Consider the following 23324-nt stretch of genomic DNA (forward strand, 5'->3'; position numbering starts at 1 on the left):
ATTGATATATTTCAGAACGCAAAATTACATAATATCCGTCACATTATATGCCTCTTTACAAAACTATAACAGTTAATTCTACGACTAAAGTGCTCATTTGGAAGATTGAAGAATCTTTTGAATCACTTTCTAAAGGAATAGAATTAACATCACATTGTTCGCGCAGAGTATTGGGAATGAAAAGTGAAATTCACCGTAGAGGCTTTTTAAGTATAAGGCATTTATTGGCTTTAGAGGGATATACAGATTTCGACTTATTCTATGATGAAAATGGAAAACCGCATTTAATTGACGGAAAACATATTTCAATAACTCATTCGTTTCAGTTTTCTGCCATCATTATTAGCGATTTTGAAATTGGGATCGATATTGAAAAGCAACGTCCTAAAATTTTAAAAATAGCACATAAGTTTACGCACTTAAAGAATTATCAAAATATAAAAGATGATGATTTATTAATGCGAAAACTAACTATCGTTTGGTGTGCAAAAGAATCGTTGTATAAAAGTTTTGCAGTTAAAGGGATTAGTTTTATTCAAAACATTTATGTAGAAGATTTTCAGTTTGAAAACCAAAAAACTACAGCATGGGTAGCTTACCATGATAAAGATGAAGTATATCAAGTTTGGTTTACTGAATTTGATGGTTTTACCTGTGCATATTCTTTAATTGATAAGAAAGATGTTTAAAAAACACTATCAAAATATTCTTAATTCTGTTTCGGAAAAGAAGCAAATGTTGGCTATTTTGATTGACCCTGATAAGTTTAATGTATTTGAAACGGATTCATTTCTGAAAACTATTCCGAAGGAAACAACACATATTTTTGTAGGAGGAAGCACGGTGAAAGAAGGGATTACAAAAAAAGTTATTGAAACATTAAAGAATGATTGTACACTGCCGATTATTATATTTCCTGGTGATTTTACACAAATAAGTAATGATGCAGATGGAATTCTTTTTCTTTCCTTATTATCAGGAAGAAATCCTGAATATTTGATAGGTCAGCAAATAAAATCTGTGCCTGTTTTAAAGAAATTAACACTCGAAATTATTCCTACAGGATATATTTTAATAGATGGGGAGAATGAATCTGCCGTAGCGCGAGTTACTAATACTTCTGCAATCTCTCAACAGAGTATTGATACAATAATTGACACCGCAATCGCTGGAGAATATTTAGGCATGAAGTTGATCTATTTAGAAGCAGGAAGTGGCGCAAAAACTCCCGTAAACGAACGTGTAATTAAAGCGGTTAGCGAAGCTATTTCCATTCCATTAATTGTGGGCGGAGGAATTAAAACTGAAGATCAAAAACGAAATGCATATGCCTCTGGAGCTAATATGATTGTGATGGGGACAGCTTTTGAAAAATAAAAAACCATGAAACGAGCATGCTAAATTTTTTATGCCCTAATGGAACAATTAAAAGCGAATAGCCTGCCTGTGCTGAGCTTGTCGAAGTATGACCTATAAAAAACAAAACATATAAACACATGAAAATATCTGTAGAACTTACACTAACTCCATTACAAGATGATTATGAACCTGCAATTAAAGATTTCATAAAAAAATTAAGAGCATCTGGATTTACAATGATTGAAAACCCTTTAAGTACACAAGTGTATGGCGATTATGGCGAAGTAATGAGTATGCTAACTAATGAAATGAAAAATACGTTGGAATCAGTTAAAAGTGGAATTCTGTTTCTTAAAATTGTAAAATCTGATCGTAGCGATTATACTCCTAGTTTTTAAAACTTAATCGTTTAGTTTTAACACAGCCATAAATGCTTCTTGTGGGATTTCAACATTTCCAATTTGACGCATACGTTTTTTACCTTTTTTCTGTTTCTCCAGCAATTTTCTCTTACGTGAAATATCTCCACCGTAACATTTAGCGGTAACATCTTTACGTAATGCTTTTACGGTTTCTCTAGATATTATTTTGGCACCAATTGCAGCCTGTATTGGAATGTCAAATTGTTGACGTGGTATTAGTTGGCGAAGTTTTTCACACATTTTTTTACCTATATCATACGCATTGTCTTGATGTAATAATGCAGATAAAGCATCTACAATATTTCCATTAAGTAATACATCTACTTTTACTAGTTTAGATTCACGTAAACCAATAGGTGAATAATCGAAAGATGCATATCCTTTTGAAACTGTTTTTAAACGATCATAAAAATCGAATACAATTTCAGCTAAAGGCATATCAAAAGTTAATTCAACTCTTTGAGTAGTTAAATAAGTTTGATTAGTAAGCATACCTCTTTTCTCAATACAAAGCGACATTACAGAACCAACAAAATCAGCTTTTGTAATGATAGAAGCTTTTATATAAGGTTCTTCCATTCTGTTAAGGCTAGAAGGATCAGGTAAATCACTTGGATTATTAACTAATATAACTTTGTCGGGATATTTATTGGTATATGCTTGATATGAAACGTTAGGAACCGTTGTTATTACTACCATATCGAATTCACGCTCAAGTCGTTCTTGAATAATTTCAAGATGTAACATTCCTAAAAATCCACATCGAAAACCAAATCCAAGTGCAGCAGAACTTTCAGGTATAAAAACAAGGGAAGCATCATTTAATTGAAGCTTTTCCATAGAAGATCGTAGCTCTTCATAATCTTCAGTATCAACAGGATAAATACCTGCAAAAACCATAGGTTTTACATCTTCAAACCCAGCGATAATATTCTGTGTTGGATTTTTAAAATCTGTGATGGTATCACCCACTTTTACTTCTTTAGCTTCTTTTATACCTGTAATTAAATACCCAACATCTCCAGCTTTCACACTTGCTTTAGGTTCTTGTTTCAATTTTAAAGTACCAACTTCATCTGCAAAATATGATTTATTGGCATTGACAAATTTAATATGTTGTCCCTTTTTAATTTCACCATTCATTACCCTAAAATAGGTTTCAACCCCCCTAAACGGATTATATACTGAATCGAAAATTAACGCTTGTAATGGTTCATCAACACTTCCAGATGGAGCAGGAATACGTTCTATAACTGCGGTTAAAATTTCTTTTATTCCTTGCCCTGTCTTTGCACTCGCTGGAATCACTTCTTCAGGAGTACAACCTAAAAGAGCTACGATATCATCGGTTACTTCTTCTGGATTTGCAGAAGGAAGATCTATTTTATTTAGTACAGGGATGATTTCTAAATCACAATCTAAAGCAAGATATAAATTAGAAATTGTTTGTGCTTGTATACTTTGAGCTGCATCAACAATTAATAAAGCTCCTTCACAAGCTGCAATTGAGCGAGAAACCTCGTATGAAAAATCTACGTGGCCAGGGGTATCAATTAAATTTAGAATGTAGTTTTCACCCTCATGCATATATTCCATTTGTATAGCATGGCTTTTAATAGTAATTCCACGTTCACGCTCTAAATCCATACTGTCTAACAATTGAGCTTGTTCTTCACGTTCTGTAACAGTACCAGTATAACCTAATAGCCTATCTGCCAAAGTGCTTTTACCATGGTCGATATGTGCAATAATGCAAAAGTTGCGAATGTTTTTCATAAATAGTCAACATTAAGTCGAGGGTACAAATATAGATTAAAAACATAGTTAATTATAATTACTGTTTATCGAAAAAAAAACCTTTTTTGTTTATTAGAAAGATAAATAATTACATCTTTGTAAGGATATTGATTAATTTTTAAAAATATTTCATCTCCCCAAAGATTTATTTTAATAAAAAGGTTAGTAAATTATTACGTAAAAACTTTTATTTATGAAGTCTCTGCAAGAAATATTTTTGCTTTTGTTTTTAGCGCTGCCACTTCTGCTTTTTTCCCAAAACTATAAAATTGAAGGAAAAGTAGTAGATATAAATAATCGTCCGCTATCATTTGTTAATATTTTGTTGTTTGAAAATGATGTAACAACACCTTTCACAGGTACAGCAACAGGTGAAAGTGGGGTTTTTCAAATTAAAAATTTAGCGGCTAAAGAATATTCCTTAGAAATTTCAATGATAGGGTATCATACTGTTTCAAGAAGATTACATTTTTCAGAAAATAGTAATCTTGGAATTATTCAATTAAAGGAAAATGTTGAATCTTTAGATGAAGCTGTAATTAAAGTAAGGCGACCTACTATTAAAAGAGCGCCTGGAAAACTTATTTTTAATGTAGAAAACAGCTCTCTTTCTACTGGAAATACATTCAATTTATTAACGAGAACACCCGGTGTTTTGATTATCGGAGATGATATTTCAGTTAAAAAAACAAAACCAATTATTTACATCAATGACAAACGAGTGTATTTAACTTCGTCTGAGTTATCTGGGCTTTTAAAAAGTATGGATGCTTCTAATATTAAATCTATTGAGGTAATTACAAACCCATCTGTCAAATATGATGCAGAAGCGACAACAGTATTAAATATTATTACCTCTAGGGCTGTTTCTATAGGTTATAAAGGTTCAGTAAACACAACTTGGGAACAAGCAATATTTTCTAAATATAGATTTTCAACAGCTCATTATTATAAAAATCATTGGTTGAATGCCTATGCGAGTTATAGTTTTAGTCCAAGAAAAGACTTTAAGCAAGATGATAACTATATTCACTTCTTTAATCAAGATAATGTTTCAAGAAAATCTGTTTGGGAATCGGATTTTGAAAAAGTAACACATTCTAAAGCGCATCAAGGGAATGTGATTTTAGATTTTACTTTGAATGAAAAGAATAGCTTAAATTTTTCAACAACGGCAATAGTTTCTCCAAATAAGACATTTAATAATACTGTTTATGGAGAAATATTTGATGCGCAACAGCAATTAGATTTTGTTTTTAACTCAGCAAGTAATCTAGAATATGACACTGCTAATCTTTCGTTTAATTTAGAACATAATGTTAAGCTTGATGAAGAAGGAGCCCAGCTTTCTACTTTAGTACATTATATTAATTATAATAATGAGCGAACTCAAGTTTTAAATACTGAGTATAGCCTTCCTTCAGGAACTTTATTAAATACCGTTAATTTCTTTACAGATGCAAAGCAAGACAGTAATATATTTACAGGGCAAACCGATTTTAATAAGAAGCTAGGAGAGGGTAATTTTGAAGCAGGTTTAAAATATTCTCATATCAATACAGAAAGTGGCTTACACTTTTTTAATATTGAAAATGATGTCTTAGAATATGTAGAAGCAAACTCAGACCTATTTGTCTATGCGGAGTCAATTTTTGCAGGCTATATAAATTATGCCAAAAAATGGGGAAAATGGAATATTAGTGCTGGCTTAAGAGGAGAATACACTGATGTTAAAGGAGATTCTAGATCGCTAGGTATCATTAATAAGCAGGATTATTTTGATATTTTTCCAGCAGTATCTGCTTTATACAAAATCAACGATGACAATGTTTTTGAAATAAACTATAGAAGAAGTATTGAACGTCCGAGGTTTCAAAGTTTAAATCCGTTTTCATATTTTATTACAGATAATATAATGAATATGGGGAATCCAAATTTAGTTCCTACAATTAAAAATAAATACCTGATAAGCTATATTTTAAAAAATAAATGGACTTTTGAAGCCTATTATATTTACAAAAAAGACCCACTTGCCTTATTAAGTTTTCAGGACAACGAAAACAATTCTACTCAAAATATTGATGCCAATATTATTCATGACATTAATTATAGCCTTGATATTTCTTATTATTCATCATTGTGTTCTTGGTGGTCTTTATATGTTTACACTTCTACTTATTATGTAGAAAACGAGTTTTTTGCATTGGCAAGCCCACAAGAGACTTATAAAAATGACACTTATGGGTTTTATGCTCAAATGTATAGTAGTGTAACATTATCTAAAGACAAAACCTTCACAAGTGATATTAATACGTCCTATATTTCAAATGTAATTTCGGGCTCTGTTAACTACAAAAACCAGTTTATTACTTCGGTTTCTTTCAGAAAATCAATATGGAAAAAAAGAGCAAGTATAACTGTGGGTGTTGATGATATTTTTAATACTAATAATATTCTTGTAACTTCAAGATATTACAATCAAGATAATAGTTATTTTGCTAAATCTGAATCTAGATTATTTAGATTAGGGTTTAAATATAACTTCGGAAATACTCGCTTAAGAGATAATAATAGATCTTCAAGCATCAATGAATCTGAAAGATTAGATTAATTGATTTAACAATATTATTTATAACTAAAAAATCTTTTAATATTCTTTACTTTTGCAAAGTATATGGCAAAAATAGGAAATATAGACGTTGGAGACTTCCCTTTACTTTTAGCACCAATGGAAGATGTGAGTGATCCTCCTTTTCGTGCACTTTGTAAAGAACAAGGTGCCGATGTGGTGTATACAGAATTTATTTCTTCAGAAGGGCTTATTCGTGATGCTGCAAAAAGCGTCATGAAGCTTGATATTTATGAAAAAGAACGCCCTGTAGGAATCCAAATATTTGGAGCAAACCTAGAGTCAATGCTGAGAAGTGTTGAAATTGTGGAAGCTTCAAATCCAGATATTATAGATATAAACTTCGGTTGCCCTGTAAAAAAGGTAGTGAGTAAAGGAGCAGGAGCAGGAATATTAAAAGATATTGACCTAATGGTGAGTTTAACGGAAGCAATGGTTAAACACACCAATTTACCAATCACGGTTAAAACTCGACTGGGTTGGGATGAGCATACTATTAGAATAGTTGAAGTTGCAGAAAGATTACAAGATGTAGGCTGTCAGGCAATTGCTATTCATGGACGTACCCGTGCTCAAATGTATAAAGGTGAAGCTAATTGGAAGCCCATTTCAGAAGTAAAAAATAATCAAAGAATGCACATTCCTGTGTTTGGTAATGGTGATATAAATACACCTGAAAAAGCAATGGAAATGCGAGATGTTTATGGCTTAGATGGAGCTATGATTGGAAGAGCAAGCATAGGTAATCCTTGGTTTTTTAATCAAGTAAAACATTATTTTAAAACAGGAACCCATTCTGCTCTCCCTACAATGTCTGAAAGAATAGATGCTGCAAGAAGACATTTACAAATGGCTATTGATTGGAAAGGTGACATTTTAGGCGTTTTAGAAACTCGAAGACATTATACCAATTACTTTAAGGGAATACCAGACTTTAAACCGTATCGAATTAAAATGGTTACCAGTGATGATGCTAAAGATGTGTTTGCGGCCTTTGATGAGGCTTTAGATGTGTTTGGAGATTATCATTTTTCTAGACCCTAAGAAAGTAGTTTTTTTCGCACTCTACTCGATGCAATTTTTGAGGCTATAATTCCTAAAACAGTAATAGTAATAAAAACGATAACTATATTTAATACGCTTAATCTTACTGGGTACGATAATGAGCTTGTAATCATTATAAAGCTAAATTTTAACTGAAGAAATACAGCAATAACACCTAATAAAATTCCAACGAAACCACCTAAAGTTGTCATTAAAACTCCCTGAAGGAAAAATATCCTGCGAATTTCACTAATTTTTGCACCTAAATCGAACAAGGTTTTAATGTTTTTCCTCTTATCGAGAATCATCATTGTAATTGATCCTATTACGTTGAATAACGCAATAATAAGAACCAAAGTGAAAATTAGATACACCGCGAGATTTTCCGTGTTCAACATTTTAAACAATGCATCATTTTGTTGAATTCTGTTTTTAATAATAATATCTTCTGAAAAAATTGTGGTCAGTTGATTGCGGATAGATTCTTCAGAAATCAGCGGGTCTATTTTAAATTCTATGGTAGAAATTTTATCTTTTTCTAATTTCAGAAGTGAGCGCGCAAAATCGATATCTGAAAAAACATATTTGTTGTCCAAATCTTCATTTACTTGATAAATACCAGAAACCACAGCATTTTGTTTGGTAAATGCTTTTGAAGGGTCTGTAATTTGACCTACGCCAGGTTTTGGCACATAAATTTCTAGCGCATTCGAATAATCATAGGTTCCTAATGAAAGTTTTGAAACGGTTCCAAAGCCAACAACTACCTCATTATTATTTGGGCTAAACCAATTATCAAAATATAAAATACTATCAATTGAGTTTACTTTCGCGTAGTTAGTATCTACTCCTTTAATATAAGCGATATGGTTTTTCCCTCGGTAATGTAGAAAAACACGCTCTTCAATGATTTTTGAATAACTAATAATTCCATCAACAGCATTGATTTTCTCCTCTAAATTATCCTGAAAAGAAATCGTTTTCCCATTTGCAGGATAAATTTTTAAATCTGAATCAAATACATCGGTAAATTGTAGGCTAAAATCTTTTAATCCTGAAAAGCCAGAGAGTACTATAAATAATGACATGGCTCCTAATACAACACCAACGGCAGCTATTCCAGTAATAATATTAATAGCATTATTACTGCTTTTTGAAAACAGGTATCGTTTGGCAATGTAAAGAGAGAAATTCACTTATATGTTTTTTCTTTTCTGAAGTAAATTTTCGTTTTTAATTGGGTTCTCTTCTCCTTTTATAGCTTCTCCAATATTATTAATATACTCTAATGAATCATCATTATAAAAAACTAAATCTGGCATTTTTCTAAGCTGATGTTTTGTTTTTTGAGCAATTTGATGTTTAATTCTTGGTTTATTTTCATTTAATTCGGTTACAATTAAAGCGCCTTTATCAGCAGGGAACACACTAACAAATACCTTTGAAAGTGATAAATCTGTAGTAACCGTTACTTTTGTTACGGATATAATAACTCCTTTTTGACCTCCGTCTAGCAGCATTTTTTGTAAAACAATAGCAAGATCATTTTGTAATACCCCAGCTATTTTTTTTTGTCTATTCGTTTCTTCCATGCTACAAAAGTACCACATTTCAGTAATTGTAATTTTTTATTACGTAAAGTTTTTACATAAAGGGTTAAATTTGCAGTCTAGAAAGCATTTATTATAATTATAATTTATTAAAAATTAAATTAAATGGAAAAAATTGAACATTTAGGGATTGCTGTGAAAGACTTAAAAGCTGCTAATAAAGTGTACGAAAGTTTATTTGGATATACGCATTATAAAACAGAAACTATTGAAAGTGAAGGGGTAAGAACATCTTTTTTTAAATGTGGAGATAATAAAATTGAGTTACTAGAAGCTACAACAGACGACAGTCCTATTGCAAAGTTTATAGAAAAGCGAGGAGAAGGTATTCATCATGTCGCTTTTGCAGTAAAAGATATTAATGCAGAGATAAACAGATTAAAAAAAGAAGGTTTTATTATTTTAAATGAAAAGCCTAAAAAAGGGGCAGACAATAAGTTAGTGGTATTTATACACCCAAAATCTACAAATGGGGTTCTAATCGAACTTTGTCAAGAAATAAATAATGAGAAATAGTTTGTAGGGTATCTAAAGTATTATAAATTTGCAAAAATAAATTAGGTCCCATAGCTCAGCTGGTTAGAGCACCTGACTCATAATCAGGGGGTCCATGGTTCGAGCCCATGTGGGACCACTAGTAATAATAAGCCTTACAGAGATGTAGGGCTTTTTTTGTGCATTATGGCAAACATAGGTCAAACATTTCTATTTAATAAACCATGCTTTTGTTAGGTTTGATTTATGAAAAGTACAGCAGGGTATTCATTAGTATTTTTTGACTGGTATTTATAAAATAAAATAAACAAAGACCTAAAATAATACTACTAAGCAGCTTTTTCACTAATGGAGCATGTAAGGAATTTCCTTTTTGCTAGACATCAAACAATTCTCGATTTTCCCCCGATTAAATTCTATTACCATGCTTGTTGGAGCTGATTTAGGAAAAAGGACTACTAGTGTCTTATATTTTATTCTAATAAAGAATAAAAATCTTTGTAATTTTGTAAATTACTTTTTTATATGATTTATGAAACCCTTACCATAGCAGTCGATTTTGACGGGACCATCGTAGATGATGCCTATCCAAAAGTTGGAAAAGAAAAACTATTTGCTTTTGAAACGTTAAAGAAGCTTCAAGAAAAAGGACATCGATTAATTTTATGGACCTATAGAAGTGGGAGAATGCTGGAGGAAGCTATTCAATTTTGCAAAGCAAATGGAATAACTTTTTATTCTGTAAATAGTAGTTTTCCTGAGGAGATATTTGATGAAAAATATAGTAGAAAAATTAATGCAGATGTATTTATTGACGATCGAAATATTGGGGAGGTGTTAGGTTGGGGTGAAGTTTATCAAACACTCTTAAAAGAAGAAGCTCCATTACAAAAAAAGAAGAAAAAAAACTGGTTCGGTTTTTAAAAAACAATGTATGATTATAACAAAAACCAAAGAAGAATTGAATGGTATTTATATGAATTTATAAAATTGAGAATCAATCTTTTTTTAATCATCATCACTTTGCTTTAACTTCTACTTAATTGATTTTTTTTTAAAGTATTTATCTGCACTTTCTAAACTTAGTTAATTAAGTCTTTTAAGTTATTATAGCGCATTCTTTTTTCTAAATAAGATATTAGCTCTTACATAAATTGATTCGTATAAAAGGTTCTTTACATTTCTTTGGATCTAATAACGCCATTCATTTATTGGAAATTGATAAATGTTTAGTACTCATACTAGTACTTTTTATTTATTTTTATTCACCGGATACGGATTCCCGTACCTTTTTTTTGTTTTATAGCTTTAGTTTTGAATAATTACAATGAATTTATTTTCCCTGCAATATTTTTTATGAACACATTAATAAAAAGGAGACTGAAAAAGAACAATTAAATGCGTTTAAAAGGATTTAATAGACACTTAATCGATTAAAAAAATCATATTTTTTTAAATTTTTATGCACAATCATCGTAACTATCTGATCTAGTGAGTTTTAAAATTTGCAATGAATTACAGTAAATTTTTGACAGTTATGTACATTTTTGTACATTGTGAATGGATGAACTAGTCCTAATAATTTAATAAAACTCCCCGTATTTTTTTATTTAGTGTTTGATTTGTGATTTTTTTACAACTCAAGAAGCTAAACTAGTAATTAAACTAAAAATACTTCCCCATTAATATGGGAGTGAAAGAAGCGAAGCTGTGAACTCTCCTCAAATAAAAGCAATTAATAATTCAGAGATTTCTAATATCTAACAAGAACAAAATGAGTCTTATTACACCAATTCAAAAGCCAACTAATTGGTTTGCGATTTATACAAAATCTAGATCTGAAAAAAAGGTTTTTGAACGATTAAATGATGCGGGTTATGAAAGTTTCCTTCCTTTGACAACAGAGGTTAGGCAATGGTCCGATAGAAAGAAAAAAGTGAAGTCCCCACTTATAAAGTCCTATGTTTTTGTAAAGGTTAAGAAAAAAGGCTTAGTGCCAATTTATAATATTCCTGGAGTAGTTACGGTATTAAAACATTTAGGAGAACCAGCTATTGTAAAAGAAGTTGAAATTAATAATTTAAAAATATTAACCAATAATAGCGAAGCTACAAAAATAGTAGCGGCTATTAGCTTAAAAAGTGGTAAGCCAGTGCAAGTAGTTTACGGTCCATTTGAAGGTTTAATTGCGATATACTTATCAAATAGTGGCAAGCATAGAGTTATTGTAAAAGTGGAAGCTTTAAATAGTTTTACTGAAATTACATTACCACTAAGCCACATTAAAAAAATAGCATAAAATTATTGTATTAAGTGTTTGTGCCTTTTAACTTATTAAACCCGCATCATTTAATCGTTCTCAACCCTTCTTAGAGGAAAAGTAAAAAAAAAGCATCGATATATCGATAAAACATTTAAAGTGCAACAACCATATTATAAACATTATAGATCACTGAACGATAGAATAGTCATTATAAGCTAATCCAACTATAGGATTTGTTTCCCTACTAATAATTATGACTCTCTATTTTATGCAACTAGTAGCGTACGTTTATTCAATTTAATACTATAAAACCCCAAACTATGATTTTAACAATTAACACCCAAGCTTTAGATTTAATCAAAAAAGTTTTAAGAGTACTATTAATTTTCTCTGTTGCTATAATTTTATTAACGACAGTTGGATTTGTAATGTTTTCTTAATAATGCCAAATCATCCTGCTATTGCAAAGCGGTAACAAAGCTTCGAAAAACGCATCGATATTCCCATTAGGTTAGGGTAAAATCGATACACGACGAGCAAGCTCTTGAAACACATTAATTAAACCTAAAACCACTCTTTCATTGCGAGGAGCTCTGATACTTATCTGATAACGTGGCAATCTCTTTAAACAATACTCAAACTGTTCACCAGAAGTCGCTGCTAGAATAAATAGCAAAGATCTAATGGTCATCCTGAACTTGATTCAGGATCTATTAGCTTCTGTACTATCATCACAATAGATTCTGTCTCGCAGTACGGAATGAAAAGTAACCTAACAGCGTAGCAGGCTAAAAATATTTTATCAGATAACATTCCTTTTTTATATGAGTAAATTATTATTTGAAGAAGAAAGTTACTTAGTAATAGGTACTTGTATCGAAGTTCATAAACAACTAGGGAATAGCTTTTATAAAGAAGTTTATAACGAAGTACTACAGAAGGAATTTATTAAAAGAAAGATCCCTTTTGAAAGACAAAAAAAATTACCTCTCTATTATGACGGAATGCTATTAAAAAAACAATTTACCGCCGATTTTGTTTGTTTCGGTAAAATAATTGTCGATTTGGAATTTGGGAAAATTAATTTGGAAAACGAAAAAAATCAAATGATTAACTATTTAAAAGCTACCCACTTTAAACTTGGCTTTATCATTAATTTTAGTGGAAAGAGTTTAAAATGGAAACGATTTATAAACACCTAACATATTTTTATTTCTTAACTATATAATCTGTGAAATCTGTGAAATCTGTGAAATCTGTGAAATCTGTGAAATCTGTGAAATCTGTGAAATTTGTGAAATTTGTGAAATCTGTGAAATCTGATGAAAATCAAAAAAAATAGTATAAAAGAATAGTGCCTTTCAAATATATTTGTTGGGCTTTTTTTGTTTTTCAGAATTTAAAAAATAAGGAACAATTTTAATTAAAAACACAATGATTATGAAAAAAGCAGCCACATCAATTTTATTAAGTCTTTTATGCCTCCAACTATTAAGTGCTCAAGGTTGGAGTGAACGGAGCAGTAGCCAACATGAAAATGATTGGAGTATAGGCCTTGGATTTAACGCAGTATATGATTCCGGAACCAGTGCCAAAGATCTCTTTAATGTAAGTGATAATTGGAATTTTGGGACTCCTTTTTATATAAGTGCCGAAAATTATATTAACAATCAATTTAGCATAGGTGCTAACTTATCCTTTAACTATATAAAAGAAGGAAAGATAATTGATGGAGAAACTATACTAAAAGGTGGAAATGAAGCAGGTTATGTCGCTTTCGATCTGGCAGTAAAGTATTCTTTTCGAGACCTGTTAAAATTAAAAGCATTTGAACCCTATGTCTTTGTAGGTCTTGGATTTACCCATATTGGCGACTATCAAACAGAAGAAAATATTCAAAGAATCAAAGGTAAGGGCAGAATGACTTTCAATACCGGATTGGGAGCTAACTATTGGTTCTCTTCGACTTGGGGAATCAATCTAAATCTAGCAGGAAAATTTGGAGTAGGGAGTGATGTCACCAATCAACTACTAAACAGCCTAGGGGTATTATATCGTTTAAATAATTAGGTGTGGTTTAGGGAATAAATATTTATCTAATTTTAATAAAAAAAACAGACCCTATGGATAATTACCTAGTAATTGAAGAAGGCCCTTAGAGACGCTATTTTGTACTGTAAGACGAACCTACCTACAAATTGAAACGTATTGAGGTAGATCCAGGAGGCAAATTAAGTTATCAATACCATTACAAACGTTCGGAAGCATGGACCATTGTAGATGGGTTGGGGACCATTACATTAGAAGGGATCGTTAAAACCTTTCAACCTGGTGAAACGATCCTCATTCTGCAAGGAACCAAGCATCGTATTGAAAATACAACAGTAAACAAGGTGGTATTTATTGAAGTGCAAACCGGTGCTTACTTTGGTGAAGACGATATTGTGAGAATAGAAGATATTTATAATAGAAGTTAAAATAAATATTAATGAATAACAAAAATATATTAATAACGGGTGGAGCTGGATTTATTGGCTCCCATGTCATTAGAAGGTTTTTAATTAAATACCCAGAATATCATATTTATAATTTAGATGCATTGACCTATGCAGGTAATTTAGAAAATTTAAAAGATATTGAGTCGAACGAAAACTATACTTTTTTACACGGTGACATCACTGATGAAGAGTATATCAACTCAATTTTTAAAAAATATCAATTTAAGAATGTCATTCACCTTGCTGCAGAATCTCATGTAGATAGATCCATAACAGATCCCTTGGCTTTTGCAAAAACAAATATATTAGGTACCATGATATTATTAAATGCATTTAAAGCATTGTGGGACACTAATTGGGAAGGGAAACGGTTTTATCATGTGAGTACCGATGAGGTATATGGATCATTAGGAGAAACAGGATTGTTTAAAGAAAACACTTCTTACGACCCGAATTCACCTTATTCTGCATCTAAAGCAAGTTCAGACCATTTTGTAAGAGCTTACGGTGAAACTTATGGGTTGCCTTATGTAATATCTAATTGCTCCAATAATTATGGGGCTCAACAATTTCCTGAAAAATTGATACCCTTATTTATAAATAATGTGTTAAACGATAAAGCCTTACCGGTTTACGGAGATGGAAATTACACCAGAGATTGGTTGTATGTTATGGATCATGCCATCGCTATAGACTTGGTGTATCATAAAGGTGTTAATGCAGAGACCTATAATATTGGTGGTTTTAACGAATGGAAAAATATTGATTTGGTAAAACTATTATGCCAACAATTGGATGCGAAATTGGGTCGTGAAGAAGGTACAAGTGAACAGCTTATAAAATACGTTAAAGATAGACCTGGGCACGATTTAAGATATGCAATAGATGCTTCTAAAATAAATACAGAATTAGGCTGGAGCCCAACCGTAACTTTTGAACAAGGTTTGTCGGAAACCATAGACTGGTATTTAAACAATGAGGACTGGTTAAACAATGTAACCTCTGGAAATTACCAAAATTATTATAAAAAACAATATCAATAAAATGAAAGGAATCGTATTAGCAGGAGGGTCAGGAACTAGATTGTATCCCATAACAAAAGGGACTTCAAAACAACTTTTGCCAATTTATGACAAACCAATGATTTATTATCCTTTGTCGGTATTAATGTTGGCAGGAATTAAGGAAGTATTAATCATTTCAACACCTACAGATTTACCTCATTTTGAACGATTGTTGGGGGATGGTAAGAATTTAGGGATGTCATTTACCTATAAGGTGCAGCCCTCACCAGATGGTTTGGCACAAGCTTTTATTATTGGTGAAGATTTTATTGGCGATGATGATGTCTGCTTAGTCTTGGGAGATAATATTTTTTATGGGCATGGTTTTACCAAACTTTTATCTGAGGCATTTAATAATGTGAAAAATGATAAGAATGCTACGGTTTTTGGATATTATGTGAACGACCCTGAACGTTATGGAGTGGTGGATTTTGATGCAAATGGAAACGCATTGAGTATTGAAGAAAAACCAACAAAAGCAAAAAGCAACTATGCAGTTATAGGATTGTATTTTTATCCAAATTCTGTAGTAGAAATTGCTAAGAATATAAAGCCAAGTGATAGAGGAGAACTGGAAATTACAACTGTCAATCAAAAATATTTGGAGCAAGATAACTTAAAAGTAGAATTGATGGGACGTGGTTATGCTTGGTTAGATACGGGTACTCATGAATCCTTATTAGAAGCATCCAATTATATTCAAACCATTGAAAATCGTCAAGGTCTTAAAGTTGCGTGTTTGGAAGAAATAGCTTGTGAAATGGGCTATATTACAAAAGACCAATTGTTAGCGCTGGCGGAACCACTAAAAAAGAACAATTACGGAAAATATTTAATGGAACGAGCTAAAGAATTGTAAATGAACTTTAAGAGATTAGAAATTCCAGATGTAGTTCTATGTGAACCAAATGTGTTTGGGGACGAACGAGGCTATTTTTCAGAAACCTTTCGACAAGATAAATTAGAAGGTTTTTTAGGATATAAGATCAATTTTTGTCAAGATAATGAGTCCAAATCGGCTTATGGAGTATTAAGAGGCTTACATTATCAATTACCACCTTTTGCTCAAACAAAATTAGTTCGGGTTATACAAGGGAAAGTGCTAGATATTGCTGTCGATATTCGTAAAGGCTCTTCAACCTTTGGAAAGCATGTAGCCATAGAATTATCTTCAGAAAACAAAAAACAACTATTCGTGCCCAGAGGTTTTGCACATGGCTTTGTGGTATTAAGTGAAGAAGCTATTTTGGCTTATAAAGTAGATAATTATTACAATCCTGAATGTGATAGAGGGATTGCTTTTAATGATAAAAGTTTAGGAATAGATTGGAAACTAAAACCTTCTGAATTACAATTATCTCCAAAAGATACACAGCAACCAATGTTAAAAGAGGCAGATTTGTTTGAAATTAAAAAAAAATTATATGCCTAATATTTTAGTCACCGGTGCAAACGGACAATTGGGCTCTGAACTAAGAGAGCTGGCGCCAGAATATAAAAACTATTATTTCTTTTTTACCGGTGTTAAAGAACTGGATATATGCAATCATAAAAAAGTAGCTAACTTTATTAAAATAAACCAAATAGACACTATTATAAACTGTGCAGCCTATACGGCTGTTGATAAAGCAGAAGACGATTTTGAATTAGCTGATAAAATAAACCACTTAGCAGTGGCTAATTTTGCCCAAATTGCAAAAGATAAGCATATTAAATTAGTACATATCTCTACCGATTATGTGTTTGATGGTACAGCACACAAGCCATATGTAGAAAACGACACTCCTAACCCACAATCTGTGTATGGAAAAACAAAATTAGATGGAGAGTTGGCAATGCAACAAATTAACCCTGCAAATTCTATCATCATTCGTACCTCTTGGGTGTATTCTAAGTTTGGTAATAATTTTGTAAAAACCATGTTGAGATTGGGTAAAGAACGGGATAAGTTGAATGTAGTTTCCGACCAAATAGGTACACCTACCCATGCGGCTGATTTGGCACAAGCTATATTAACCATCTTACCAAAAATAAAAAACGAAAGAGTTGAGGTGTATCACTATTCAAATGAAGGCGTATGTAGCTGGTACGATTTTGCAAAGGCAATTTTTGAAATAAAAGGGTTACCTATTAAAACGAACCCCATAGAATCAAAGCTATATCCAACGCCTGCAGAGAGGCCATTTTATTCTGTGTTGAATAAGAAGAAAATAAAAGAAGTTTTTCAAATTGAAATTCCTTGTTGGAAGGATACGTTATTTAATTGTTTAAAAACAAATAATTGATAAAATATATTAAAAATAAAATTTCCCAACTAGACGAGCACACTCTAGAAGTTTTATATAAATCCATTTCATCTACTGTTGTAAAAGTTATAGGAATGATAATTGGTGTTCTTGTAAGTATTAGTCTTGGTCATTTAATTGGTGCTGAAGGATTAGGAATAATAGGTTTGAGTAACCGTATTACTTCGTTAATATTGGTTGTTGCCTTACTAGGTATGCCACAAGTTATAATTAAAGAAATGGCAATTGCAAAAAGCAAGAATAATTTAGAAAGAATAGGTAATATAATATATACAACAAGTATTATCAATGGAGTTCTTTCTATATTATTGTCAACTATTTTTATTCTTCTAAGCCCTTGGATAGCAAATGTTGTTTTTCAAGAGTCAAATTTAACCTACCCATTAATTGTTTTTATAATAATAATACCTATTCAAGTTTTTTCTAGAATATTTGGATCAGGTTTAATTGCATACAAAAAAATTTGGCAGAGTAATTTAGTTGATCAAACTTTGAGTGTAGCCATTACTGGGTTACTATTACTTTTTACTTGGTTTTTGAAAATTGAGATAACCGTTAATTTAATAGCTATATTTTATGCAATAGGAAGAATATTTACAATGCTTACTGTTGGTGGTTATTGGAGTAAAATGTACAGATTTAATGGAGTAAGAAGTTTTATACCAAAGGAACTTTTAAAAACAGCACTCCCTTTGCTATTTGTTTCTATGACTTTACTGTTGGCATCAAGTATTGATGCTATTATGTTGGGTTGGCTTTCAAATGTAACACAAGTAGGTTATTATACGGTTGCTTTGCAATTGGCATTGCTTACTAGTTTTTTCTTGCAAGTTTCAAACTCCATTATGATGCCAAAAATTGCAGCTCTTTATTCTGCTAAAAGCCTTGCTGAAATGAAAGGAATGATACAAAAAGTAACAAGTTTATTAATTGTTATTGGTGTGATTGCTGTTTTAGGATTTGTGTTAATAGGAAGGCCTTTATTGAGTTTATGGGGGACAGAATTTACAAATGCTTATTCTATTTTAATTATTTTAAGTATTGGTCAATTCTTTAATATTGCATCAGGACCCGTTGGTAGTATTTTAATGATGTGTAATTATGAAAAAGTATTACGGAATATAACATTTGTGTCATTATTATTAAATGTTATTTTAAATTATTTATTGATAAGTAATTTTGGTGCAAATGGCGCTGCGATGGCAACTGCTATTACAATTGCCGTTATAATGATTATTAGTTCCTATTTTATAAAAAAGAAATTAGGATATCTTCCATTTAAATTCTTTAGTAAATGAAAATATTTAATAAAATAAATAGGAAGTTACTCACAAACTATTACAAACTTAAGTATAGAAATATTATTTCTACAGGAAGCAATTGTATAATTGAAAAAAATTTTAAAATCCGAATTTTTTCATTTTCAAATAGCGGGTTAAAAATAGTGTTGAAAAACAATAATTCACTACATACTAATGTAATAATACAAGGTTCAGGAAAACTATTAATTGGGTTAAACTCTTATGTTGGTTCATTTAGTGTTATTGGTGTAAATGATTCCATAACAATTGGAGATGATGTTATGATTTCTGATAAGGTTTCAATAAGAGACACGGATCATAATTTTGAAGAAATTAATAAACCTATGAACAAGCAAGGGATAACTACAGCTCCTATTGTTATATCAAATAATGTTTGGATTGGTTACGGAGCAGTAATTACAAAAGGCATTACTATTGGAGAAGGCGCAATTATTGGTGCTAATGCAGTGGTAACTAAAAATGTTGAACCTTATGCCATTGTTGGAGGTGTTCCTGCAAAACTAATTAGGTTTAGGAAATAAATATGAATATAAATTTTTACTGCGTTGGGGCTCAAAAGGCAGGGACAACAACATTGCATGATATTTTAAATCAGCATCCTGATGTTTTTTTACCAAAAACAAAAGAAGCACATTTTTTTGATAATGACGAGAAGTTTGAAAAAGGGTTAGAATGGTATGAAAACACCTTTTTCAATGAGTCTAGCAATGAAAAAATTTTAGGTTCTTGCAATCCTGAATATATGTATTTTGAAGAAGTGCCTAAGCGTATTTTTGAAACTTTAGGAAAAGATGTTAAACTGATATTTTTATTAAGAAACCCTGTAAATAGAGCATATTCGCATTATTTAATGAGTAAAAGAAGATGTATTGAAGAACTCTCTTTTACTGCTGCTTTAAAGCAAGAAAAAAACCGTATAAATAAAGATTACTTTAATAAAACCCATTTTAGTTATGCTTCAAGAGGTTTTTACTCGGAACAAATAAAAAGATACTTAAAATATTTCCCCAAAGAGAATATGATGTTTATTCGATTTGAGGATGATTTTATTAAAAATAGAGCTAAAACGATAAAAGAAGTCATTAGTTTCCTTGACCTTGAGCAGATTGAACTAGATATTGACCTAAAAAGTAATGTAGCTAGATCATCTCGATTTAAATTGATTCAAAAGTTCATATATAAACAAAATATTATAAAATCTCTTTTTTCAATTTTTGTTAGCCAAAAAATGAAAAATAAAGTTCGAAGTTCTATTTATAAATTAGTAATGAGACCTGAGAAAAAAAAGGAACTAAGTTTTGAGTTGAAAAATTCGCTTATGCAGCTGTATAAAGAAGATATTAAAGAACTTGAAGGGCTTACAGGTAAAATTTTTTCTAATTGGCTTAAAACTACTAATTACTAATGAGGCTAGGTATTGTAATTTTAAATTATAATTCTTTTTCAGATACCATTAAATTGGTAGAAGAATTGCAACAGCAAACAGTTGTAGAAGATATCCAAATAGTGTTAGTTGATAACGAATCACCTAACAACTCTTTTAAACACTTAAAACCATTAGAAAAAACGTTCTCTAATGTAAAAGTATTACAAACAGGAGGAAATTTAGGCTATGCTAAAGGCAATAATTTTGGGCTCAATTATTTAGATAAAAATATTAAACCAGAATATGTAGCAATATTAAATAATGACATCGTTTTACCAAAAAATTGTTTTGAAAAATTAATTGAAAAATATAAAGTATTAGAAAATCCTGCAATTATTGCCCCTAAACAATTAGACATTGATAATAACGAATTATTGCCATATAAAATAAATAGTTTTTTAGATGACTGTTTAAATCTATTTTATATTTTTAAATTATTTAACAAACGTAATGCATTAAAATATAAAGATACATCAGGCTCAAAAGCTATGAAAGTGGATTTGATACCTGGTAGCTTTATGTTTTCTTCATTTAAAACATTTAAACAAATGGGATTCTTTTATCCTAATACATTTCTATTTGTAGAAGAACGTTTTATAGCAGTAAAAGTAAAACAACTAAATCTAAATAATTATATTTTATTAGATGAAACTTATGTTCATGCACATTCAAAAACCATTAATACAGCATATAATCAAGTTGGAAAATATAAATTGTTGTATGTTGGGTGGCTAGAATTTACAAGAGTATGTCGTTCAAACGGAAAATTAAAAGCAATTTTTTTAAAACCTCTAATGCAGTTCTCATTGTTAGAAATTAGAATAGTCGAAACTATTCGTCAAGTATTAAGAACAATGTTTTAGTAATGCTAAAAAAAAGGATACGGCCATATTTACTCATTCTAATCTTAACTGCCTTAGCAGTTTCTCCCGCTTTTGCTTTGGGTGAAGGCAATCGAAATTTATTATTAATTGGCGTCATGGGTCTTTCGCCCATTATCATTTTATATTTTGGTAGGTTTGATCGCATCAACCCTTGGTTGGCTTTTTTTATGGTAAGTATTATTATATTTCCATTGATTTATCAACCTCAAAGTATGCGATGGTCAACAGTGTTGTATGCTATTATGTTTTGTCTAACATTTATTGCTTATAAAGAGTTATTATACCACAGCAAATTTACAGTTATTCATTATTATAAATTATTAAAGTATTTAATATATGCATACTTTATTGTCTTATTGATTCAGCAATTTTGTGTATTAACAGGCTTACCTATTTTTAATTTAAGTAATTACAACCCTATAACCCCTTGGAAATTAAATTCATTATCTGCGGAACCTTCTCATACTGCAAGAGTTGTTGCTTTGTTATTATATAGTTATATAACAATAAAAGAGTTATTACTTGATCGATCTTATAATTTTCGCTTAGATTTTAAAAAAGATAAATGGGTTTGGATAGCATTTTTTTGGACCATGGTTACCATGGGTAGTGGTACAGCATTTTTATTTATTGGTGTAGTATTATTAAAACTTATACGTTTTAAAAACTTTATTCCTTTTTTAATAATAGGATGTGTAATGTTTGTTATAGTTGACTTTGTTGGGTCAAATTCAATTAATCGAACTTATAATGTTGTACTTGCAACTGCATCATTGGATGAATCTATTATTATAGAAGCAGATCATAGTGCTTCATTTAGAATAGTACCTATGATTGTATTAGCTAAAATGCTGGATGTTACAACTTTGAATGGTTGGTTTGGATACGGAATAGATTATGTAAGTACTTTTATGTCTAATTTCATTAAAGGAGGTGGAGATAAAGTTTCTGGTGGAGGTTTATTTGCTTTGGCAATTGAATATGGATTAGTTTCATTTTTCTTATTTATTATTTTTAGTATCAAGGCATGTTATGATAAAAATGACCGATTGCTTTCAGTTATATTTTGGTTTTTATTGGTATTTATGATGGGTGTAAATATTCAAATAACATGGCTTTGTATAATTTTATTAATTTCAAATAAAATGTTTAAGCAATTACTCAAAAAAAAACCTTTAAAAAAGAAAATTCCATAAACACAATTTTTAAAATTTAATGTTAAGATATACTACCGTAGTCATCTGCTTATACAACGCTGAAAATTTCATTGAGGAAACGCTTGTAAGTTTATCTAATCAGACTTTAAAGGACTTTAAACTACTTGTAATTGACGATTGTTCTTCTGATAAATCCTTGCTTAATGTAAAAGAATTTTTAAAAGCGAATCCCTTTATGGAATCTGAAATAATTGAATTTTCAGAAAATAAAGGAACCGCATTTATTAGGAATTACGCACTACATAAAGTAACTACCCCTTTGATGCTTTTTTTTGATGCAGATGATATAGCAAAACCTAATTTATTGGAAAAACTTTACAATAAAATTAATTCAAATGAAAGTTATATAGCTGTTAGTTGCTATTCCAATTATATTGATTCAAATTCAAACAAAATAAAAGGAGGACAATACATTGGTCCTAAAAATGAGAAATCCTTTTTGGAAAAAGCAATGCAAGGAAAATTAATCTTTATGTTGCCTCCAACTTTGTTTAAAAGAGAATATGCTATTAAAGCAGGTGGATATAGGGTGAAAGGATTTGGTAACGAAAAGATTCGATATCAGGATTTATCAGAAGATTTAGATTTATGGTCTAGAATGTCAGATTTTTATGTGGATAATAAAATTATGATTACTGTTCCTGAAGTACTTTTTTATTATAGAAAAAACACAAATACGCTTTCGGCTTCAAAAGACAGTTTATTTGCTATGCAAGATAAAATTAGGTATATCAAATTTAATTTAAAACGCAGAAGAGCGGGTTTGTTGGATGTTGATTTTACAGAATTTATTTCGACATTAACTGTTAAAGAAAAAAAAAGGAATTATTATAAAGACACATCTGCCTACTACTATAGAAAAGCAGGCTTTTTGTTTGTAAATAAGTCATACTTAAGATTTGTATACTATATGGTTTGTTCTATGTTATACAATCCAAGTTACATTGTAGATAAAATTAAAAGTAATTTTTTAAAAAATGATTAAATG

The 23324-nt window shown here is 30.6% G+C and carries 23 protein-coding genes, 1 tRNA gene and 1 pseudogene; 22 read left to right on the forward strand and 3 right to left on the reverse strand.

Annotated elements, in window-relative coordinates; all coding sequences use genetic code 11:
• Positions 1 to 47 precede the first annotated feature (47 nt).
• From ABXT64_RS06440 to ABXT64_RS06450, 3 genes are all read left to right on the forward strand, one after another.
• Positions 48 to 689 carry a 4'-phosphopantetheinyl transferase superfamily protein gene (locus tag ABXT64_RS06440; protein WP_443634877.1) on the forward strand — a complete coding sequence of 214 codons (642 nt, stop codon included), beginning with the start codon at positions 48 to 50 and terminating at the stop codon, positions 687 to 689.
• The gene (locus ABXT64_RS06445; RefSeq protein WP_443634879.1) at positions 682 to 1377 is read left to right on the forward strand and encodes a geranylgeranylglyceryl/heptaprenylglyceryl phosphate synthase; all 696 of its coding nucleotides are present in this window, start codon (positions 682 to 684) and stop codon (positions 1375 to 1377) included. Before ABXT64_RS06440 ends, ABXT64_RS06445 begins: the two co-directional genes overlap by 8 nt.
• A gap of 119 nt (positions 1378 to 1496) precedes the next feature.
• Complete coding sequence (locus ABXT64_RS06450) at positions 1497 to 1757, forward strand: hypothetical protein (protein WP_443634881.1); 261 nt, start codon at positions 1497 to 1499, stop codon at positions 1755 to 1757.
• A 3-nt stretch (positions 1758 to 1760) separates the two neighbouring features.
• On the opposite strand, the gene lepA is transcribed toward ABXT64_RS06450, so the two are convergent.
• Positions 1761 to 3557: a translation elongation factor 4 gene (gene lepA / locus ABXT64_RS06455; RefSeq protein WP_443634883.1), complete on the reverse strand. Its 1797-nt coding sequence runs from the start codon at positions 3555 to 3557 to the stop codon at positions 1761 to 1763.
• A 214-nt stretch (positions 3558 to 3771) separates the two neighbouring features.
• Between lepA and ABXT64_RS06460 the strand changes: the two genes are divergently transcribed.
• The gene (locus ABXT64_RS06460; protein ID WP_443632118.1) at positions 3772 to 6189 is read left to right on the forward strand and encodes an outer membrane beta-barrel protein; all 2418 of its coding nucleotides are present in this window, start codon (positions 3772 to 3774) and stop codon (positions 6187 to 6189) included.
• Positions 6190 to 6252: 63 nt separating this feature from the next.
• Positions 6253 to 7251: a tRNA dihydrouridine synthase DusB gene (dusB, locus tag ABXT64_RS06465; RefSeq protein ID WP_443632119.1), complete on the forward strand. Its 999-nt coding sequence runs from the start codon at positions 6253 to 6255 to the stop codon at positions 7249 to 7251.
• Here dusB and ABXT64_RS06470 read toward each other — a convergent pair.
• Positions 7248 to 8447 carry an ABC transporter permease gene (locus tag ABXT64_RS06470; protein ID WP_443632120.1) on the reverse strand — a complete coding sequence of 400 codons (1200 nt, stop codon included), beginning with the start codon at positions 8445 to 8447 and terminating at the stop codon, positions 7248 to 7250. The genes dusB and ABXT64_RS06470 overlap by 4 nt on opposite strands.
• Positions 8448 to 8843: a 30S ribosome-binding factor RbfA gene (gene rbfA / locus ABXT64_RS06475; protein WP_443632121.1), complete on the reverse strand. Its 396-nt coding sequence runs from the start codon at positions 8841 to 8843 to the stop codon at positions 8448 to 8450.
• 123 nt (positions 8844 to 8966) lie between these two features.
• Between rbfA and mce the strand changes: the two genes are divergently transcribed.
• The 17 genes and pseudogenes from mce to ABXT64_RS06560 all read left to right on the forward strand — a co-directional run bounded on the left by mce (position 8967) and on the right by ABXT64_RS06560 (position 23321).
• On the forward strand, positions 8967 to 9377 hold the full coding sequence (gene mce, locus ABXT64_RS06480; RefSeq protein WP_443632122.1) for a methylmalonyl-CoA epimerase: 411 nt from the start codon (positions 8967 to 8969) through the stop codon (positions 9375 to 9377).
• Positions 9378 to 9421: 44 nt separating this feature from the next.
• Positions 9422 to 9495, forward strand: a tRNA-Ile gene (locus ABXT64_RS06485).
• Between the two features lie 386 nt (positions 9496 to 9881).
• A complete protein-coding gene (locus tag ABXT64_RS06490; RefSeq protein ID WP_443632123.1) occupies positions 9882 to 10280 on the forward strand; it encodes a BT0820 family HAD-type phosphatase in 399 nt (132 codons plus the stop codon).
• Positions 10281 to 11130: 850 nt separating this feature from the next.
• A complete protein-coding gene (locus tag ABXT64_RS06495) occupies positions 11131 to 11655 on the forward strand; it encodes a UpxY family transcription antiterminator (protein WP_443632124.1) in 525 nt (174 codons plus the stop codon).
• A gap of 788 nt (positions 11656 to 12443) precedes the next feature.
• Positions 12444 to 12821 (forward strand): GxxExxY protein, encoded by a 378-nt coding sequence (locus ABXT64_RS06500; protein ID WP_443632125.1) that lies wholly within the window; start codon positions 12444 to 12446, stop codon positions 12819 to 12821.
• A 238-nt stretch (positions 12822 to 13059) separates the two neighbouring features.
• On the forward strand, positions 13060 to 13689 hold the full coding sequence (locus ABXT64_RS06505; RefSeq protein ID WP_443632126.1) for a hypothetical protein: 630 nt from the start codon (positions 13060 to 13062) through the stop codon (positions 13687 to 13689).
• Positions 13690 to 13817: 128 nt separating this feature from the next.
• Positions 13818 to 14096: a phosphomannose isomerase type II C-terminal cupin domain gene (locus ABXT64_RS06510; protein WP_443632127.1), complete on the forward strand. Its 279-nt coding sequence runs from the start codon at positions 13818 to 13820 to the stop codon at positions 14094 to 14096.
• A gap of 11 nt (positions 14097 to 14107) precedes the next feature.
• The gene (rfbB, locus tag ABXT64_RS06515) at positions 14108 to 15160 is read left to right on the forward strand and encodes a dTDP-glucose 4,6-dehydratase (RefSeq protein WP_443632128.1); all 1053 of its coding nucleotides are present in this window, start codon (positions 14108 to 14110) and stop codon (positions 15158 to 15160) included.
• 1 nt (position 15161) lies between these two features.
• Positions 15162 to 16040, forward strand: coding sequence for a glucose-1-phosphate thymidylyltransferase RfbA (rfbA, locus tag ABXT64_RS06520; RefSeq protein ID WP_443632129.1), 879 nt, complete (start codon positions 15162 to 15164; stop codon positions 16038 to 16040).
• Positions 16041 to 16613 carry a dTDP-4-dehydrorhamnose 3,5-epimerase gene (gene rfbC / locus ABXT64_RS06525; protein ID WP_443632130.1) on the forward strand — a complete coding sequence of 191 codons (573 nt, stop codon included), beginning with the start codon at positions 16041 to 16043 and terminating at the stop codon, positions 16611 to 16613. It abuts the gene before it with no gap.
• Positions 16606 to 17466, forward strand: coding sequence for a dTDP-4-dehydrorhamnose reductase (gene rfbD / locus ABXT64_RS06530; RefSeq protein ID WP_443632131.1), 861 nt, complete (start codon positions 16606 to 16608; stop codon positions 17464 to 17466). The genes rfbC and rfbD overlap by 8 nt, the downstream gene beginning before the upstream one ends.
• Entirely contained in the window at positions 17463 to 18785 is a 1323-nt protein-coding gene (locus ABXT64_RS06535; RefSeq protein ID WP_443632132.1) for an oligosaccharide flippase family protein, read from the forward strand. Before rfbD ends, ABXT64_RS06535 begins: the two co-directional genes overlap by 4 nt.
• Before the next feature lie 380 nt (positions 18786 to 19165).
• Positions 19166 to 19324 (forward strand): annotated as a pseudogene (locus ABXT64_RS06540) (DapH/DapD/GlmU-related protein); the annotation flags it as partial.
• An 8-nt stretch (positions 19325 to 19332) separates the two neighbouring features.
• Positions 19333 to 20214 carry a sulfotransferase domain-containing protein gene (locus tag ABXT64_RS06545; protein ID WP_443632133.1) on the forward strand — a complete coding sequence of 294 codons (882 nt, stop codon included), beginning with the start codon at positions 19333 to 19335 and terminating at the stop codon, positions 20212 to 20214.
• Positions 20214 to 21098 (forward strand): glycosyltransferase family 2 protein, encoded by an 885-nt coding sequence (locus ABXT64_RS06550; protein ID WP_443632134.1) that lies wholly within the window; start codon positions 20214 to 20216, stop codon positions 21096 to 21098. Before ABXT64_RS06545 ends, ABXT64_RS06550 begins: the two co-directional genes overlap by 1 nt.
• A gap of 2 nt (positions 21099 to 21100) precedes the next feature.
• On the forward strand, positions 21101 to 22315 hold the full coding sequence (locus tag ABXT64_RS06555; protein ID WP_443632135.1) for a hypothetical protein: 1215 nt from the start codon (positions 21101 to 21103) through the stop codon (positions 22313 to 22315).
• A 19-nt stretch (positions 22316 to 22334) separates the two neighbouring features.
• Positions 22335 to 23321, forward strand: coding sequence for a glycosyltransferase family A protein (locus tag ABXT64_RS06560; RefSeq protein WP_443632136.1), 987 nt, complete (start codon positions 22335 to 22337; stop codon positions 23319 to 23321).
• The last annotated feature ends 3 nt before the right edge of the window (positions 23322 to 23324 follow it).

The organism is Candidatus Marifrigoribacter sp. Uisw_064, from assembly GCF_047730175.1.
Classification (GTDB): domain Bacteria; phylum Bacteroidota; class Bacteroidia; order Flavobacteriales; family Flavobacteriaceae; genus Marifrigoribacter.

Coding starts and splice junctions, on each gene's coding strand:
- ABXT64_RS06440 (WP_443634877.1), top strand. CDS start 48: ATGCCTCTTTACAAAACTATAACAGTTAATTCTACGACTAAAGTGCTC.
- ABXT64_RS06445 (WP_443634879.1), top strand. CDS start 682: ATGTTTAAAAAACACTATCAAAATATTCTTAATTCTGTTTCGGAAAAG.
- ABXT64_RS06450 (WP_443634881.1), top strand. CDS start 1,497: ATGAAAATATCTGTAGAACTTACACTAACTCCATTACAAGATGATTAT.
- lepA (WP_443634883.1), bottom strand. CDS start 3,557: ATGAAAAACATTCGCAACTTTTGCATTATTGCACATATCGACCATGGT.
- ABXT64_RS06460 (WP_443632118.1), top strand. CDS start 3,772: ATGAAGTCTCTGCAAGAAATATTTTTGCTTTTGTTTTTAGCGCTGCCA.
- dusB (WP_443632119.1), top strand. CDS start 6,253: ATGGCAAAAATAGGAAATATAGACGTTGGAGACTTCCCTTTACTTTTA.
- rbfA (WP_443632121.1), bottom strand. CDS start 8,843: ATGGAAGAAACGAATAGACAAAAAAAAATAGCTGGGGTATTACAAAAT.
- mce (WP_443632122.1), top strand. CDS start 8,967: ATGGAAAAAATTGAACATTTAGGGATTGCTGTGAAAGACTTAAAAGCT.
- ABXT64_RS06490 (WP_443632123.1), top strand. CDS start 9,882: ATGATTTATGAAACCCTTACCATAGCAGTCGATTTTGACGGGACCATC.
- ABXT64_RS06495 (WP_443632124.1), top strand. CDS start 11,131: ATGAGTCTTATTACACCAATTCAAAAGCCAACTAATTGGTTTGCGATT.
- ABXT64_RS06500 (WP_443632125.1), top strand. CDS start 12,444: ATGAGTAAATTATTATTTGAAGAAGAAAGTTACTTAGTAATAGGTACT.
- ABXT64_RS06505 (WP_443632126.1), top strand. CDS start 13,060: ATGAAAAAAGCAGCCACATCAATTTTATTAAGTCTTTTATGCCTCCAA.
- rfbB (WP_443632128.1), top strand. CDS start 14,108: ATGAATAACAAAAATATATTAATAACGGGTGGAGCTGGATTTATTGGC.
- rfbA (WP_443632129.1), top strand. CDS start 15,162: ATGAAAGGAATCGTATTAGCAGGAGGGTCAGGAACTAGATTGTATCCC.
- rfbC (WP_443632130.1), top strand. CDS start 16,041: ATGAACTTTAAGAGATTAGAAATTCCAGATGTAGTTCTATGTGAACCA.
- rfbD (WP_443632131.1), top strand. CDS start 16,606: ATGCCTAATATTTTAGTCACCGGTGCAAACGGACAATTGGGCTCTGAA.
- ABXT64_RS06545 (WP_443632133.1), top strand. CDS start 19,333: ATGAATATAAATTTTTACTGCGTTGGGGCTCAAAAGGCAGGGACAACA.
- ABXT64_RS06550 (WP_443632134.1), top strand. CDS start 20,214: ATGAGGCTAGGTATTGTAATTTTAAATTATAATTCTTTTTCAGATACC.
- ABXT64_RS06555 (WP_443632135.1), top strand. CDS start 21,101: ATGCTAAAAAAAAGGATACGGCCATATTTACTCATTCTAATCTTAACT.
- ABXT64_RS06560 (WP_443632136.1), top strand. CDS start 22,335: ATGTTAAGATATACTACCGTAGTCATCTGCTTATACAACGCTGAAAAT.